The following is a 14,612-nucleotide window of genomic DNA, read 5'->3' as shown; positions in this document are numbered from 1 at the left end:
GGGTGTCCGAGTCGTCGCCCCTCTCCTCCGCCCCGCCCTCGCTCGTCGACGGGCAGGAGCTCACGGTCGACGGCAGGGCGTTCCTGGTGCGGGTGAGCGCGCGGCGGTCGAAGCTCGGGCTCACGGTCGAGCGGGACGGTTCGCTGACGCTGCGGACTCCGACGGGGTGTGCGGCCCGGAGAGCCGAATCGTTCGTGCGGAACAGCAGGCCGTGGATCGACGACAAGCTCCGGTTGCGGGATGCGCTGCGTCCGGTGCATCCGGTCCGTGAATTCACCGACGGCGAGACCTACCGGTACCTGGGCCGCGAGTACCGCCTCCTGCTGGTGGACGACCCCGGCGCACCGGTCCGGCTGTCTGCCGGGCGGCTGTGCCTGGACAGGGCCACCGCGGCAGATGTGCGACTGGCCCGGCGCGCGGTCACCGCCTGGTATCGCAAGGTGGGGCTGAACTGGGCGCAGGGGCGCCTCCAGCCCTGGGCCGCACGCATGGACGTCGACGAGCCGATGGTCACCGTGAGAGACGTCGGGCGCCGCTGGGGCACGTACCGGAACGGCGCTACCCCCGCCGACGGCGGGCGGATGGCTCTCCACTGGGCTGTCTTCCAACTCCCCGCCCAGCTCGTCGACTACGTCATCGCCCATGAGCTGGCGCATATCCGGGTGGCCGGGCACGGGCCTGACTACTGGCGGCTGCTGCGCCGGGCCATCCCGGAATGCGAACGTCTCAAGGGGGAACTGGACGAGATGGGGCGGAGGGTCTGGCTGGGGGACGTCCCCGCGGACCCGACGGCACGCGCAAGGGGCGTCCCCGGGGATTGACAGTCCGCGTGCAGTCGAGCCTCGTCCGCAGGTCAGTCGAGCGAGATGTTCAGCTTCTCGCCGATCCTGCGGAAGCCGATGCTCGCGTAGATCCGCTCCACATCGGCGTCGCCCGGCTCCAGCCACACCACCCGGCAGCCGCGTTCGAAGGCGGTCGCGGTCAGATGGGCGGAGAGCGCGGCGCCGATGCCGCGGCGGCGATAGGCGTCGGCGACGGCGAGACCGGCCAGCTCGGTGAGGCCGTCGACCGGGACGGAGCAGCCGCCCGCGCCCGCCGGTACGTCGTCGACCGTGGCGAGGGCGGCGACCCCGCCGTCCCGGGCCGCGGTGCGCAGCCAGTCCGCCACACCGGCCTCGGGTTCGCCGGTGCCGCCGTATCCGTGGTGCTGGACGAGCGCGGCGGCGGCGAACTCCGCGTCGGTGGCCGGTTCGTCGATCGCGAGGTCCGCCACCGGCTTCGGCGTCAGCAGCTCGTCCGGTGCGCAGGCCATGATCGGGGCCCGGTTCTCGACGGTGAACCCCGCGGCGAGCAGCGCGGGTTCGACCGCGGGCGCCGAGCCGGGCAGGAACTCCAGCCGGGGAAGCCGGTCGTGCTCGCGGAACGCCGTGATCAGCGCGTCGACATCGGCGGGCGTCGGCTCGGCGTCCTGGTCGGGTATGGCGTAATTGGCGTACTTGAGCGACCAGTCGGGGTTGTAGCGCACCGTGAAGGGCCCGACCCGGAGGTGGTCCGGGGAGCGCTGGGCGAGCGTACGGGCATGGGTCTGGACATCGGCGTCCATGGGCATGTGGGGTTGTCCTCCGGCCGGTTGGGCGACGGCGGGCCGGTCCGAGGGCGGTCCGGCCCGAAGGCGGTTGCTCCGATGGCGGGTTGCTCCGGATCGGAGACGGGAGCCTATGCCACCCGGGTGGCCCCGGCGAAGGGCATTTGGTCGATCGGCGCGATCCGGACCGGTGACCCGGTGCGCGGGGCGTGGATCATCTGGCCGTTGCCGATGTAGAGCCCGACATGGCTGATGCCGGAGTAGAAGAACACCAGGTCGCCCGGCGCGAGTTCGGAACGCGAGACGCGCCGCCCGGCATTGATCTGCGTGTACGTGGTCCGGGGGAGCGAGACACCGGCGGAGCGCCAGGCGGCCTGGGTGAGCCCGGAGCAGTCGAACGAGGAGGGGCCGGTGGCGCCCCAGACGTACGGCTTGCCGAGCGCCCCGTACGCGAACGCCACGGCCTCGGCGGCGCGGGCGTTCGGCGCCCGGACGGGGCCGCGCGCGGTGGAGCGTTCGGCGCGGTCGGCGGAATGCGTGCCGTCGGCCGATCCGTGGCCGGAGTTCTCGTAGGCGGTGCGCTCGGGCGGGGTGAGCCGGTCGAGCAGCCGCCGGGCGTCGGCGAGCTTGGTCGTGATCGTCGCCTTGTGCTTCTTCAGTTCGGCCCGGCGCTCGGCCAGTGCGGCCAGCTCTCCCTTGGCCTGCGCGCGCAGCGTGGCGATCTGGGCGACCTGCCGCCGGACCTTGTTGAGCGCGGCGGCCTGGCGGTCGCCGACGCGGTCCACGTACGACGCCCGCTCCAGGTACTGGTCCGGGTCGGAGGAGAGCGCCAGCTGCACGGACGTGTCGAGGCCGCCGGTGCGGTACTGCGCGGCGGCGAACGAACCCAGTGCGTCGCGCGAGGCGTTGAGGCGCTCGGTCCTGCGAGCGGCCTCGTCGCGCAGGGAGTCGAGGGAGTCCTCCGCGGCGGACGCCTTCTCCTTCGCGCCGTTGTACTGCTCGGTGGCGACCTCCGCGTCGTGGTACAGCCGGTCGACCTCCGCCTTGACCTGGGCGGGGGTGCGCTGCGGGTCGGCGTGCGCCGGGCCGGGCATCACGGCGGCGGTGGCGGCCCCGGCGAGGGCGAGGGTCGCCGCGGTGCGGGCAGCAGGGCCGGTGTACGGGCGCTGCTTGGGTTTTCGATGCGCTGCCACGAGGGCGTGCGTCCTTCCTGACGACTGCCCGTCGGGGGATACCGACGGGCCCGCCACAACTCTCGGCGGGGCGACCGGGTGCACCGTCCGCGTACGGAGCGGCGGTGAAGCCGGTCACCTGCTCAGGGACGCTAAACCCGGGGCACGGGCAGGAGTCGTAATGACGCTTATTGTCTGTATTTGGCGTGGCAATGTCGTCGAGTGATCGGAAAAATTGCACCAGAGTCAGGCAATTGGTATAGGCGCGAGTGAAGCGGCCAGGAAGGTGTACCTGCCTGCCGAGTGGTGATATGGCCGGGGCTAGGCTGCGGCCTCATGGACGTACTCATTCATGTCTTCGTCGCCCTGCACATCATCGGCATCGCCTCCCTGCTGGGCGGTTTCCTGACCCAGATGAAGGCGATGGGCGCGGGCACAGCCCGGTTCGTCCCGGCGATGCTGCACGGTGCACTGACCATGCTGGTCACCGGTGTCGCACTGGTCGGGCTGAACGAGGCCGACGGCAACCACGTGAACAACATCAAGATCGGCGTCAAGCTGCTGGTCCTGGTCGTCGTCCTCGGCCTCGTCTACATCAAGCGGGACGAGGAGACGGTCGACAAGGGCGCCTTCGCGGCAGTGGGCGGACTGACGATGCTCAACATCTTCATCGCCACGCTCTGGACCTGATCCCGCCCGCGCCGCGCCGCCCCGGCACCGGGGCGGCGCGGCGCGTCGAGGCCTGCTAGGCGGGCCGCACGCTGCCGTAGATCGGCATGTAGTAGATCGACTCCTCGCGCACGTTCGCCCCGGGCTTCGGTGCGTGGATCATCATCCCGTCGCCCTTGTAGATGCCGACGTGGCTGATGTCGTCGTAGAAGAAGACCAGGTCCCCCGGCCGCAGGTCCGCCGTGGCGACCCGGGTGCCGATCTTGACCTGGTCCCAGGTGGTCCGCGGTATGTCCACGCCCGCGGACTTCCACGCGGCCTGGGTGAGCCCGGAGCAGTCGTACGACGCCGGGCCCGTCGCGCCCCAGACGTACGGCTTGCCGATCTGGGCCCTGGCGAAGGCGAGGACCTTCTCCGCCCCGGTGGTGGCGCTGCTGTCCGAGCCGGACCCGGTGCCCGTCCCCGTACCGCCGCCCGACTCCTTCGCGGCCTCATCGGCCTTGCGGTCGGCCTCGGCCTTCGCGGCGGCCTGCTGCTTCGCCAGCTCCTGCGCCTTGCGCCTGGCCTCGGCCTCCTTCTTCCGCTCGATCGCCGCGAGCCGCGCCTTCTCCTCTGCGGTCAGCTTCGACAGCAGCGTGCGCGCCTCGCCCAGCTTCTTCTGGACGTCCTGCTTGCTGGTGCGCAGCGTGGTCTGCGTCGTCGTCAGCGTCTCCAGGCTCCGCACCGCTTCGGCGCGCTCCTTCGACGCCTTGGCCTGCTGCGTACGGAAGTCCGTGATCGCCTGCTGCTGTCGGCTGGTCATCCGGTCCATCAACTGGCTCTGGTCGAAGTACGACTGCGGGTCGTCGGCCAGGAAGAACGTGGCGCTCGGCGTGATGGAGCCGCTGCGGTACTGCGCGGCCGCGTAGGAGCCGAGCGTCCTGCGCGCCTCGTTGAGCTTGTCGGCGCGCTCGGCGACATCGTCCAGCAGGGCGTCGACCTTGGCGCGCTGGGCGGCGGAGGCTTCCTTCGCCTGGTTGTACTGCTGGGTCGCGGTGCCCGCCTGCCGGTAGAGGTCGTCGACCTTCTTCTGCACGTCCTCGACGCCGGGCTTCGGGTCGGGTGCGGCCATGGCGCTCTGCGTGGAGAGCAGGGTCACGGACGCCAGTGCCGCGGTGGTGAGACCGACGGCCGGTGCGGTGGTGCGCACCCGGGTGCGCGGTTTGCGATGGGATGCCAAGGCCGGCATCTCCTTCCGTGGACCGCCTACCGGGTTAGCTGTCGGGTTCGGGCGGAACGGAAGGCTGCCCTACGGTCCGAGTGGGGGATAAGGACCGATTCACCCCGGTGCTGCGTATGGGTCCCCGGTTCCGAACTCCCGTGGGGGCGGCCCGGATTCGGCGGAGGCGCCCGCTCGGCGTGGTTCGCCTCAAGGGGGTACGGGCCGCCCGGTCGAGCACGCTAGCCAACCCATGGTGCTGCTGTGAAGGTTGATGTTCGATATGCCCGATACATTTTCGTGACCTGTCGGGGTGGGGCGGTGGAGGCCCGGAATTCCTCACGGGCTGTGGGTGCGCACTTCCGTTGGGTGTCCGTCGCGGTGTGCGGTTCGCCATGCGGCCTCCGGGTGTCGGTGCGGCGGCCTAGGGCCTTTTGTCTGGATCAGGCCGGATCAGGGAGCGGGATCTGGTGCTGTGGATCGCAAGGCGGAGGAGGGAGGCATGGCGGAGTCATGGCGACCGACGACAACGCGGCGAGGCGCAGCACAAGATCCCGCGAGCCCGGCCTGATCCAGACGAGAGGCCCTAGACTCGACTAGCGATGAGCAGCCTCTTTGACGACAGCTTCCTGGCCGGCCTCCAGCACTCGGAGGAAGAGCCCCCGCCGCCCCCCGAGGACTCCGCACCCGAAGCGGTGCCGGAGGACCTCTTCGCGGGCGTGTTCGACGGGCCCCCGCCGCCCAGGGACGCCTACTACCGCGACGGCGCGCACCGCCCCGTCATCGACTCCGCGGCGCTCCTCGACGGGCTGAACACCGAGCAGCGTGCCGCCGTCGTCCACGCGGGCTCCCCGCTGCTCATCGTCGCCGGGGCCGGCTCGGGCAAGACCCGGGTGCTGACCCACCGGATCGCCCACCTCCTCGCGGAGCGCGGGGTGCACCCCGGCCAGATCCTGGCGATCACCTTCACCAACAAGGCCGCGGGCGAGATGAAGGAGCGCGTCGAGCAGCTCGTCGGACCGCGCGCCAACGCGATGTGGGTCATGACCTTCCACAGCGCGTGCGTACGCATCCTGCGCCGCGAGTCGAAGCGGCTCGGCTTCACCTCGTCGTTCTCGATCTACGACGCCGCCGACTCCAAGCGGCTGATGGCCCTGGTCTGCCGCGACCTCGACCTCGACCCGAAGCGCTTCCCGCCGAAGTCGTTCACCGCCAAGGTCTCCAACCTGAAGAACGAACTGATCGACGAGGAGACCTTCGCCGGCCAGGTCGGAGGGGGCACCTCCCATTCGAGCGGAGCCGAGAATGGGGGAGGCTTCGAGAAGACCCTCGCCCAGGCCTACGCGATGTACCAGTCCCGGCTGCGCGACGCCAACGCGCTGGACTTCGACGACATCATCATGACGACGGTCCACCTGCTCCAGGCGTTCCCGGACGTCGCCGAGCACTACCGCCGCCGCTTCCGCCACGTCCTGGTCGACGAGTACCAGGACACCAACCACGCCCAGTACACCCTCGTACGCGAGCTGGTCGGCCCGACGGGCGAGGGCGACGCCCCGGCCGAGCTGTGCGTCGTGGGTGACGCGGACCAGTCGATCTACGCCTTCCGCGGCGCGACCATCCGCAACATCCTCCAGTTCGAGGAGGACTACCCGAACGCGACGACGATCCTCCTGGAGCAGAACTACCGCTCCACGCAGACGATCCTCTCCGCCGCCAACGCGGTCATCGAGCGCAACGAGAGCCGCCGTCCCAAGAACCTCTGGACGAACGCCGGCACGGGCGCCCGGATCACCGGCTACGTCGCCGACACCGAGCACGACGAGGCGCAGTTCGTCGCCGACGAGATCGACCGGCTGACCGACGCGGGCGACGCCAAGGCCGGCGACGTCGCGATCTTCTACCGTACGAACGCGCAGTCCCGTGTCTTCGAAGAGATCTTCATCCGCGTCGGCCTGCCCTACAAGGTCGTCGGCGGCGTGCGCTTCTACGAGCGCAAGGAGGTCCGGGACATCCTGGCCTACCTGCGCGTCCTCGCCAATCCGGAGGACACCGTCCCGCTGCGCCGCATCCTCAACGTGCCCAAGCGCGGCATCGGCGAGCGCGCCGAGGCGATGATCGACGCGCTGTCCCTGCGCGAGAAGATCACATTCCCGCAGGCGCTGCGCCGGGTCGACGAGGCGTACGGCATGGCGGCCCGGTCGGCCAACGCCGTCAAGCGGTTCAACACGCTGATGGAGGAGCTGCGCACGATCGTCGAATCGGGCGCGGGCCCCGCGGTGGTCCTGGAGGCCGTCCTGGAGCGCACCGGCTACCTCGCCGAACTGCAGGCCTCCACCGACCCGCAGGACGAGACCCGGATCGAGAACCTTCAGGAACTGGCCGCCGTGGCCCTCGAATTCGAGCAGGAGCGCGGAGCGGCCGGCGAGGAGGGCACGGCCGCGGGCACCGGCACGCTCGCCGAGTTCCTGGAGAAGGTCGCGCTCGTCGCCGACTCCGACCAGATCCCCGACGAGGACGAGGACGGCTCCGGTGTCATCACGCTGATGACGCTGCACACCGCGAAGGGCCTCGAATTCCCGGTCGTCTTCCTGACCGGCATGGAGGACGGCGTCTTCCCGCACATGCGGGCGCTGGGACAGGTGAAGGAGCTGGAGGAGGAGCGACGGCTCGCCTACGTCGGCATCACCCGGGCCCGCGAGCGGCTCTATCTGACCCGGGCCGCGATGCGCAGCGCGTGGGGCCAGCCCTCGTACAACCCGCCGTCACGGTTCCTGGAGGAGATCCCGGACCAGCACCTGGAGTGGAAGCGGACCGGGCCGATGGCGGCTCCGGCCGGGCCGACCTCGGGGATCACGTCCTCGCTGTCCTCGTCGCGTTCGCGCTCCGGCCCCTCGGGCTTCGCGACCCGGCGGACCTCGGACAAGCCGACGATCACGCTGGCCGTCGGGGACCGGGTCACGCACGACCAGTTCGGGCTCGGCACGGTGACGGCGGTCGAGGGCGTCGGCGACCAGGCGAAGGCCACGGTCGACTTCGGCGACGAGCGCCCGAAGAAGCTGCTGCTGCGGTACGCGCCGGTCGAGAAGCTGTAGCCGGAGCGGGCGGGCGGAGGCCGTGGCCCCCGCCCCGCCGGGCTCAGGTCGGGTTGACGCCGTGGCTGCGCAGCCACGGCAGCGGGTTCACTGCCGCTCCGCCACCGGGCCGCACCTCGAAGTGCAGGTGCGGGCCGGTCGAGTTCCCGGTGTCGCCCGAGTACGCGATGACGTCACCGGCCTTGACCGGGCCCGAGCGGATCTTGGTGCCGCTGAGGTGGCAGTACCAGGTCTCGGTCCCGTCGGCCATGGTGACGATGGCCATGTTCCCGTAGGCGCTGTTCAGCTGGGTGCGCACGGTGCCGTCGGTCGCGGCCATCACGGGCGTGCCCTCCAGGACGGGGAAGTCGATGCCCGTGTGCACGGACATCCAGTTGACGCCCGCCTGGCCGAAGTACGCGCTGAGGCCGTGCTGCTTGACCGGCATGACGAACTTGGGGCGCAGGGCCTCCTTGCGGGCGGCCTCTTCCTCGCGCTTCTTCTTCTCGGCGGCCTGCCGCTCCCGCAGGTCGATGCGCTCCTGGGTGCGGCTGGCGCGGTCGGCGAAGTTCTCCGCGTCGGCGCTGAGGTTGGCGAGCTGGGCGTCCAGCTTGTTGTTGGCCGCACCCGCCTTGACGGAGCCGGGGTCGGCCGCCGCCATCGTGGTGTTGTCGTCCTTCTTGTCCTCGCCGCCGAGCCCGCCGACCGAGGCCGCGGCGATGCCGGCCACGCTCATCACGCAGGCGGAGGGGATGGCGACGGTGAGGAGCGCGGAACGCTTCGCGGGCGAACGCCGACGGCTGCGGCCGGCGCCGCCGCTGCGGGTGGTGGAGCGGCCGAGGGGGCGGTGCGGGCCGGGTGCGGCCTCTGCGACGTCCGCGATGGCTGCGACGCTGATGGTGGCCGCGTCATGTACGTCTACATCGCCTGCTGCGCTGTCCGCGCCGGCCGCGCTGTCCGAGATGTCGGCGGCGTAGGGCGCGTACGGGTCGTAGAAACCCAGGTCGGTGTGGGTCTCGTGGGTTCCGGGCGCCTCGTGTGCCGACGGCGCTTCGTAGGACACCTGTGCGGTTTCCGTGGTTTGCGTGATCTGCTGTTCGTGCTCGGGCGTGGCGCCGGTGTTCCAGGCGGTGGCGTCGTACGCGCCGGTGTCGTACGCGGCCGTTTCGCCCGTGGCCCACGGGTCGTTCGGGTGCCAGCCGCTGGTGTCCCACTGACCCGTGGCGTCCGGGGCGCCGCCCTGTGCCGGGATGCCGGCGAACGTGGCGGTGGCCGTGGTCGCTTCCGTGCCGTAATCGGCCGCGGGTGTCCAGATGGCCGTCGTCTCGTACGTCGGCCCCGCTTCGTACTGCTGCTGGGGCTGCGCGGCGTACGGGGCATAGGCGTCGTACGAGGTGGTCGGGTGTGCGCCCGTGTCCCACTGCGTGGAGTCGTACTGGCCGCTGTAGCCGGACTGCCCGGCTCCGTAGCCGCTGCTGTACGCGCCGTCGTGACCGCCGGGGAGCGAGCCGAAGAGCGGATCGCTGTCGAAGCCGCCGGTCGCCTCGCTGTCGTATCCGGCGTACCCGGCGTGGGGGTGCTGGTCGTTCACCAACTTCTCTCTCGCCTCGGCAGCAGGACCTGTGCTCTGGGTTCCGGCGGGGGAATCCCAGGGGAGCAGTGGCCGCGACTGTACCCGGCGGTACGTGACGCCGACAATCTTCGGCGGGCATGGGCGACTCAGGAAACGGGCAATCGGCCGCCTTTCGACGGACTGTGCACACAGCCTTGGCTCTATGTTCGAAACGCGTTCTATTTGTGGGTCTCTGCCGGGCCGTGGGGCTCACGCGGCTCCCGCGGTTCCTCCGGTTCCTCCGATTTCTCCGATTCCGGTGGCCTCGGTGGTTTCGGCCGGCGGGTCGCGGGACTCCAGCGCCTGCCGGACCGCGGCGGCGACGGCCGGATGCACCGGCAGCGCGAGATGGCCGATCCCGCTGACGCGTACGTTCTGCGCGTCGAGATCCGGATGGTCGATGCAGGCCGCCTCGGCCGGCACGATCACCCGGTCGAGCTCGCTCCAGAAGCTCACGAACCGGGTACGGCAGCCGGGCGCGGGCCTGCGCAGCTCCTCGATCGGCGCGGACCCCGTACGCATCTGCCGCACGATGGGGTGAGCGCTCGCCAGCCGGGCGACCGCCGTGCCCGCGTGCGGTGTGGCGAGGGTGACCAGGGTGCGGACCCGCTGGTCGCCACCGAGTCGCTGTACGTAATAGCGGGCGATCAGGCCGCCGAGGCTGTGCCCGACGATGTCGACCTCGTGGTGTCCGGTACGCGCGCAGATCTCCTCGACATGGCGCCCGAGCAGCTCGGCCGCCGTCCGGATGTCGCAGGTCAGCGGCGAGTAGTTGAGCGATTCCAGGTGGTGCCAGCCGTGCCGGGCCAGGGAACGGCGCAGCAGGACGAAGACCGAACGGTTGTCGATGAAGCCGTGCAGCAGGACGACGGGGGGCCGCTCGTCGCTCTCGGCGGGGAGGGTGGAGGCCGTGGCCGGGGCGGTGGGGGTGGCGCCGGGAGGTGTGGTGTGCGGTCCGTCCGGGGGTGGCGCGGCCCGTCGTTCCCCCGTGATGCCGGTGGGGTAGAGGAGTGCGTGGCCGGCGAGAACCACCAGCTCCAGCGCGGTGGCCTTCAGCAGTGCGGTCGGCAGCGGAACAGGGCCCGGACACGGCCGGCTCAGTAGTGGCGGAAGAAAAGGCAGGACCTTCATGGCCGACCTCCTGCTTCGGCGGACGGGGGAGGCGGCTGGGTGTGACCGGCGCGCAGGCGCCGACGGACCGGATGGACCGGGCAGGCCGTACCACCGTGCCGTGCGGCTGACGGCGCGGTGGTACGGCGACCTCGTCGCGGCTCCCCTGGCGGCCGGTCCCGCACGGCAGGTCTGCCGCATGACGCGGGGACGGCGCCCGGTGAACATGTCCCACGTGTGATTTCCCCCTCCCCGTCCACCGCGAAACGACGGCTTGCGGGATGCTGTAGATAACGTTCGTTCACATCCCCGGCCCTTCAGGCACGGGAGAGGCATGTGGAGGCAGTGATGGGTGTGACCGGTCCGATCCGTGTGGTGGTGGCGAAGCCGGGCCTGGACGGCCATGATCGCGGGGCCAAGGTGATCGCGAGGGCGCTGCGCGATGCGGGTATGGAGGTCATCTACACCGGGCTCCACCAGACGCCGGAGCAGATCGTGGACACCGCGATCCAGGAGGACGCCGACGCGATCGGTCTCTCGATCCTCTCCGGTGCGCACAACACGCTCTTCGCCAAGGTGATCGAGCTGCTGAAGGAGCGGGAGGCGGAGGACATCAAGGTCTTCGGCGGCGGCATCATCCCGGAGGCGGACATCGCACCGCTGAAGGACCAGGGCGTCGCGGAGATCTTCACCCCGGGTGCCACGACGGCGTCGATCGTCGAGTGGGTCAACGCGAACGTCCGCCACCCCGCGGAGGCCTGACCCGCGGGGCTCGGGGCGCCGGGCTCGGGGCCGGTTCCTCAGGCCGGGATCAGCTCCGAGTCCATCGCCGCGCGCAGCCGCAAGGTGGAGACCAGCCGTTGGAAGGCCTCGGACCAGTAGCCGTTCGCGCCCGGTGAGGCGTCCTCCGGTTCGTCCGGGGTGGTGGTGAGGACCTCCAGGCGGTCCGCCTCGGCCGGGTTCAGACAGCGTTCGGCGAGGCCCATCACGCCGCTGAAGCTCCAGGGATAGCTGCCCGCGTCCCGGGCGATGTCCAGGGCGTCGACGACCGCGCGGCCCAGCGGTTCGGCCCAGGGCGTCGGGCAGACCCCCAGGATCTGGAAGGCCTCCGACAGGCCGTGCGCGGCGACGAAGTCGGCCACCCAGCCGGCCCGTTCGGACGCGGGCAGTATGCCGAGGAGCTTCGACCGTTCGGCGAGCGACGCCGTGCCGGGGCCGTTCGAGGGCGGGACGGAGGGGGTGCCGAGCAGCGCGCGGGCCCACTCGGGGTCACGCTGCCGCACCGTGGCCCGGCACCATGCCGCGTGCAGCTCCTCGGCCCAGCCGTCCGCGACCGGAAGGGCGACGATCTCCCGCGCGGTGCGGCCGGCGAACCGCGCCGGCCAGGTGGCGAGCGGCGTCGCCTCCACCAACTGGCCGAGCCACCACGACCGTTCCCCCCGCCCGGACGGGGGCACCGCCACCACGCCGTCGCGCTCCATCGAGGCATCGCATTCGTGCGGTGCCTCCACGGCGACCGAGGCCTTGTCGCCGGTGAGGTCCGGGCTCACACAGGACAGCGCGCGGGACGCCATCCGGCCGGCCAGCGCCGACTCGGGCAGTGCGGACAGCAGCTCGGCGGCGGTCGAGCGGACATTGCGGCTGCGGTCGGAGAGGGCCTGCTCCAGGAAGGGTTCGTCCAGCGGGGACAGGCCGGTGCGCAGCGAGTCGAGGAACATCAGCCGGTCCTCGGCCCGCTCGGTGCTCCACGTGGTCGCGAGCAGCGCGAGTGCTTCGGCGGGATCATGCGCCCGGACCGCCGCGAGCAGCGCGACCCGCTCGGCGAACAGACCCTCCTCCCACAGCCGGGCGACCGCTTCCGGCTCCGTCGGGCCGGGCAGCGACGAGCCGCCCGAGGAGCCGCGCAACGCGAACTTCCACTCGGGGTTCAGCCCGGCCAGCCACACTCCGCGCGGCCCGGCGAAGGCCAGGGCCGGCGGCCGCAGGTCCGTACGGGCCCTGGCCGCGTCGAGCAGGGCCGGCAGCAGCGCGGCCGGGGCCCGGAAGCCCTGCCGGTTGGCGGTGGCCAGCCACTGCGGGATCAGCTCCGTGAGATCGGGAGCCGTACCGCGCCGGCCGCCCGGGCCGCCCGCCGCCGACCGGTCCGCCAGCAGCTGGGCGAGCCTGCGCCGCGCGGCCGGGGGCAGCGCCGGCCGCGGGTCGACGGGCGCCGGCTCGGGCCGGGCGGCCGGGGCGGAGGGCAGGAGACCCGCCCTGCGCCGCACGGTGTGGAGCGCCGCCGCGTCCAGCAGCCCGGCGGGCCCGCCGTCCGCCCCGGCAGGACGGCGGTCGGTGCCGAGAAGCGCCGTGGTGACGAGCTCTTCCCACGGGGCGGGTGCGGACGGGGCGGGTGCGATGGTGCCGGGCATGGGTCCCCCTTCGAATCCAACGTCAGATGAGCTGCACGGTCCCGCACGCCGCGTCGTCACCGGCCCCGGCGGACCAGGCCGCGAACGGGTCGAAGCCGCGGTGGCCGCATTCGCCGAAGACCGTGACCGGCGCGCCGCCGGAGAGTGCGACGAGCCTCCACAGACCGGGCCGGGACAGCGCCGCCGGGGCGACGGGCAGGGCCGCCCCGCCCGCCGCGTCCGCCAGCTGCCAGCCGTCCCCGGACGGCACGGGTACGACATCGCGCAGCGCCACCGGCCAGGCGTCCAGCCAGGGGTCCTCCCGCAGGGCGTGTCCGTACGCCTCGATCGCGGCCGCCGCCGTGTCTCCCGGCGGCGGGGTGCCGGCCGGCGACGGAACACCGAACTGCCGCCCCAGCTCCGCCCGTAGCTGCCCGGCGCCCGGATACGGCGTGAGCTCGGCGTCGAGCGTGCCACCCACCGGCAGCGCCAACCCGGGGGAGCGCCCGGCCGCCCCGAAGGAGAGCAGCAGCGCCGTGCGGCCGGTCTCCCTCCCGTGCAGCCAGATACGGCGCGCGACGATCTTGCCGTCCGGGGTGTCGTACTGGGCGAGGACCAGCCAGTGGTCGCGGACCGGCGGACCCTCGGCGGGGGCCGTCAGCCCCACCCGGGTGCGGACCGTGGCGGCCAGCGGCTCCGGCAGCCGGTCGATCCCCAGCCAGGCGCTGTCCAGCAGATGCAGCAGCGCACACTCCTCCAGCAGCCGCACCGGCCAGCCCGGACCGGATGCCGCGATGGCACCCAACTCACGTACCCGGGCGGCCAGTCCGGGCGCCTGGGCGTCGATCATGCGGGCCGCCGTCTCCTCCCAGAGCCCGTACCCCGGCTGATCGGCCGCCGCCAGCCCCCCGCGCAGCAGATCGGCCAGCCGCTCCTCCAGCTCCTGCGCACCGCCGGTGATCCGCTCGGCGCGGCGCTCGGCCCGCCGCCGGGCGGCCTCCGGATCGGCCGGGCCCGCGGCCGAAGTGCCGTCCGCCGCGAGCTGCTCCGCCCTCTCCGCCTTCTCGGCCGACCGCTCGCGGCGGCCCGTCAGCCACTCACCGGCCCAGTCCGGCGCCTCGCCCGGCGGCAGGGCCGATTCGTCCGACGCCCAGACCAGCAGCAGGCCCAGCGCGTGCTTGCACGGGAACTTCCGGCTGGGACAACTGCACTTGTACGCGGGGCCGGTGATGTCGACCACCGTTTGGTACGGCTTGCTCCCGCTTCCCTTGCACAGCCCCCACACCGCACCCGGACCGTCACACCCGCCGCCCGACCAGGGACCGGCCGCACCGAGCTTGCTCCCCGCCCTGCGTGACGCATCGTCAGGAGCGAGGGCCAGTACCTGCTCCACCGTCCAGCGCGCCACCGGACCGGCGGTGCGCAAGGGTTCTCCCCCGTGAGATAGCAGCATGGGAACGACGGTAGAACGCGCCACTGACAATCGCCCTGACCTGCTGTTTCGCCATCGTTCACGCATCTTGACTCTGCTTCGTCTCTGCGATTCGCTGCGAGCAGCGGACCCGTCGATCCGGGGGGACAACCGATGAGCCACACCGTTCGCGCCGCCCGTGACATCCGTAGCCTCCGCACCAATGTCCGGACCGCCGTCCGCGCGGCCGTCGTCCTCAGGGAGGCGAAGGGCGAGGGCATGCTCGCCGCGGGCGGCTGCGTGGCCGTCTCGCCGGTGGCCGGCTGAACTCCCCGTCCGTAGCTGGTGAATCGGCCCCGACCTGCGGTCGGGGCCGATTGTCAGTGCCATGGTG

Annotated in this window: 12 protein-coding genes and 1 riboswitch; of the genes, 5 read left to right on the top strand and 7 right to left on the bottom strand. The window is 72.0% G+C overall.

Annotation, left to right across the window (positions count from 1 at the left end; all coding sequences use genetic code 11):
- Positions 1 to 2: 2 nt before the first annotated feature.
- On the top strand, positions 3 to 821 hold the full coding sequence (locus BT364_RS20400) for a M48 family metallopeptidase (protein ID WP_072486637.1): 819 nt from the start codon (positions 3 to 5) through the stop codon (positions 819 to 821).
- A gap of 32 nt (positions 822 to 853) precedes the next feature.
- Here BT364_RS20400 and BT364_RS20395 read toward each other — a convergent pair whose 3' ends face one another.
- Both BT364_RS20395 and BT364_RS20390 read right to left on the bottom strand, forming a co-directional pair.
- Positions 854 to 1,609 carry a GNAT family N-acetyltransferase gene (locus tag BT364_RS20395; RefSeq protein WP_072486636.1) on the bottom strand — a complete coding sequence of 252 codons (756 nt, stop codon included), beginning with the start codon at positions 1,607 to 1,609 and terminating at the stop codon, positions 854 to 856.
- Positions 1,610 to 1,716: 107 nt separating this feature from the next.
- Positions 1,717 to 2,778, bottom strand: a complete 1,062-nt coding sequence (locus BT364_RS20390) for a C40 family peptidase (protein WP_072486635.1) — start codon at positions 2,776 to 2,778, stop codon at positions 1,717 to 1,719.
- 315 nt (positions 2,779 to 3,093) lie between these two features.
- Between BT364_RS20390 and BT364_RS20385 the strand changes: the two genes are divergently transcribed.
- Positions 3,094 to 3,447 (top strand): hypothetical protein, encoded by a 354-nt coding sequence (locus tag BT364_RS20385; protein WP_072486634.1) that lies wholly within the window; start codon positions 3,094 to 3,096, stop codon positions 3,445 to 3,447.
- Between the two features lie 55 nt (positions 3,448 to 3,502).
- Here BT364_RS20385 and BT364_RS20380 read toward each other — a convergent pair whose 3' ends face one another.
- Complete coding sequence (locus BT364_RS20380; protein ID WP_256260091.1) at positions 3,503 to 4,645, bottom strand: C40 family peptidase; 1,143 nt, start codon at positions 4,643 to 4,645, stop codon at positions 3,503 to 3,505.
- A 7-nt stretch (positions 4,646 to 4,652) separates the two neighbouring features.
- A riboswitch (cyclic di-AMP (ydaO/yuaA leader) is annotated at positions 4,653 to 4,818 on the bottom strand.
- A gap of 408 nt (positions 4,819 to 5,226) precedes the next feature.
- Between BT364_RS20380 and pcrA the strand changes: the two genes are divergently transcribed.
- Positions 5,227 to 7,719 carry a DNA helicase PcrA gene (gene pcrA / locus BT364_RS20375; protein ID WP_072486632.1) on the top strand — a complete coding sequence of 831 codons (2,493 nt, stop codon included), beginning with the start codon at positions 5,227 to 5,229 and terminating at the stop codon, positions 7,717 to 7,719.
- Positions 7,720 to 7,762: 43 nt separating this feature from the next.
- Here the strand turns inward: pcrA and BT364_RS20370 are convergent, their stop codons facing one another.
- Positions 7,763 to 9,289: a M23 family metallopeptidase gene (locus BT364_RS20370; protein WP_072486631.1), complete on the bottom strand. Its 1,527-nt coding sequence runs from the start codon at positions 9,287 to 9,289 to the stop codon at positions 7,763 to 7,765.
- Positions 9,290 to 9,520: 231 nt separating this feature from the next.
- Positions 9,521 to 10,441: an esterase/lipase family protein gene (locus tag BT364_RS20365; protein ID WP_072486630.1), complete on the bottom strand. Its 921-nt coding sequence runs from the start codon at positions 10,439 to 10,441 to the stop codon at positions 9,521 to 9,523.
- A 327-nt stretch (positions 10,442 to 10,768) separates the two neighbouring features.
- Between BT364_RS20365 and BT364_RS20360 the strand changes: the two genes are divergently transcribed.
- A complete protein-coding gene (locus tag BT364_RS20360) occupies positions 10,769 to 11,182 on the top strand; it encodes a coenzyme B12-dependent isobutyryl CoA mutase small subunit (protein WP_072486629.1) in 414 nt (137 codons plus the stop codon).
- A gap of 38 nt (positions 11,183 to 11,220) precedes the next feature.
- Here the strand turns inward: BT364_RS20360 and BT364_RS20355 are convergent, their stop codons facing one another.
- Positions 11,221 to 12,828, bottom strand: coding sequence for a DUF5691 domain-containing protein (locus tag BT364_RS20355; RefSeq protein ID WP_072486628.1), 1,608 nt, complete (start codon positions 12,826 to 12,828; stop codon positions 11,221 to 11,223).
- 22 nt (positions 12,829 to 12,850) lie between these two features.
- A complete protein-coding gene (locus BT364_RS20350; RefSeq protein WP_072486627.1) occupies positions 12,851 to 14,260 on the bottom strand; it encodes an SWIM zinc finger family protein in 1,410 nt (469 codons plus the stop codon).
- 132 nt (positions 14,261 to 14,392) lie between these two features.
- On the opposite strand from BT364_RS20350, the gene BT364_RS41635 reads away from it, so the two are divergent.
- The gene (locus BT364_RS41635; protein WP_177328178.1) at positions 14,393 to 14,545 is read left to right on the top strand and encodes a hypothetical protein; all 153 of its coding nucleotides are present in this window, start codon (positions 14,393 to 14,395) and stop codon (positions 14,543 to 14,545) included.
- The last annotated feature ends 67 nt before the right edge of the window (positions 14,546 to 14,612 follow it).

Source organism: Streptomyces atratus (assembly GCF_900119365.1).
GTDB classification, from domain to species: domain Bacteria; phylum Actinomycetota; class Actinomycetes; order Streptomycetales; family Streptomycetaceae; genus Streptomyces; species Streptomyces atratus_B.
This window is presented reverse-complemented; position numbering and strand designations above follow the sequence as displayed.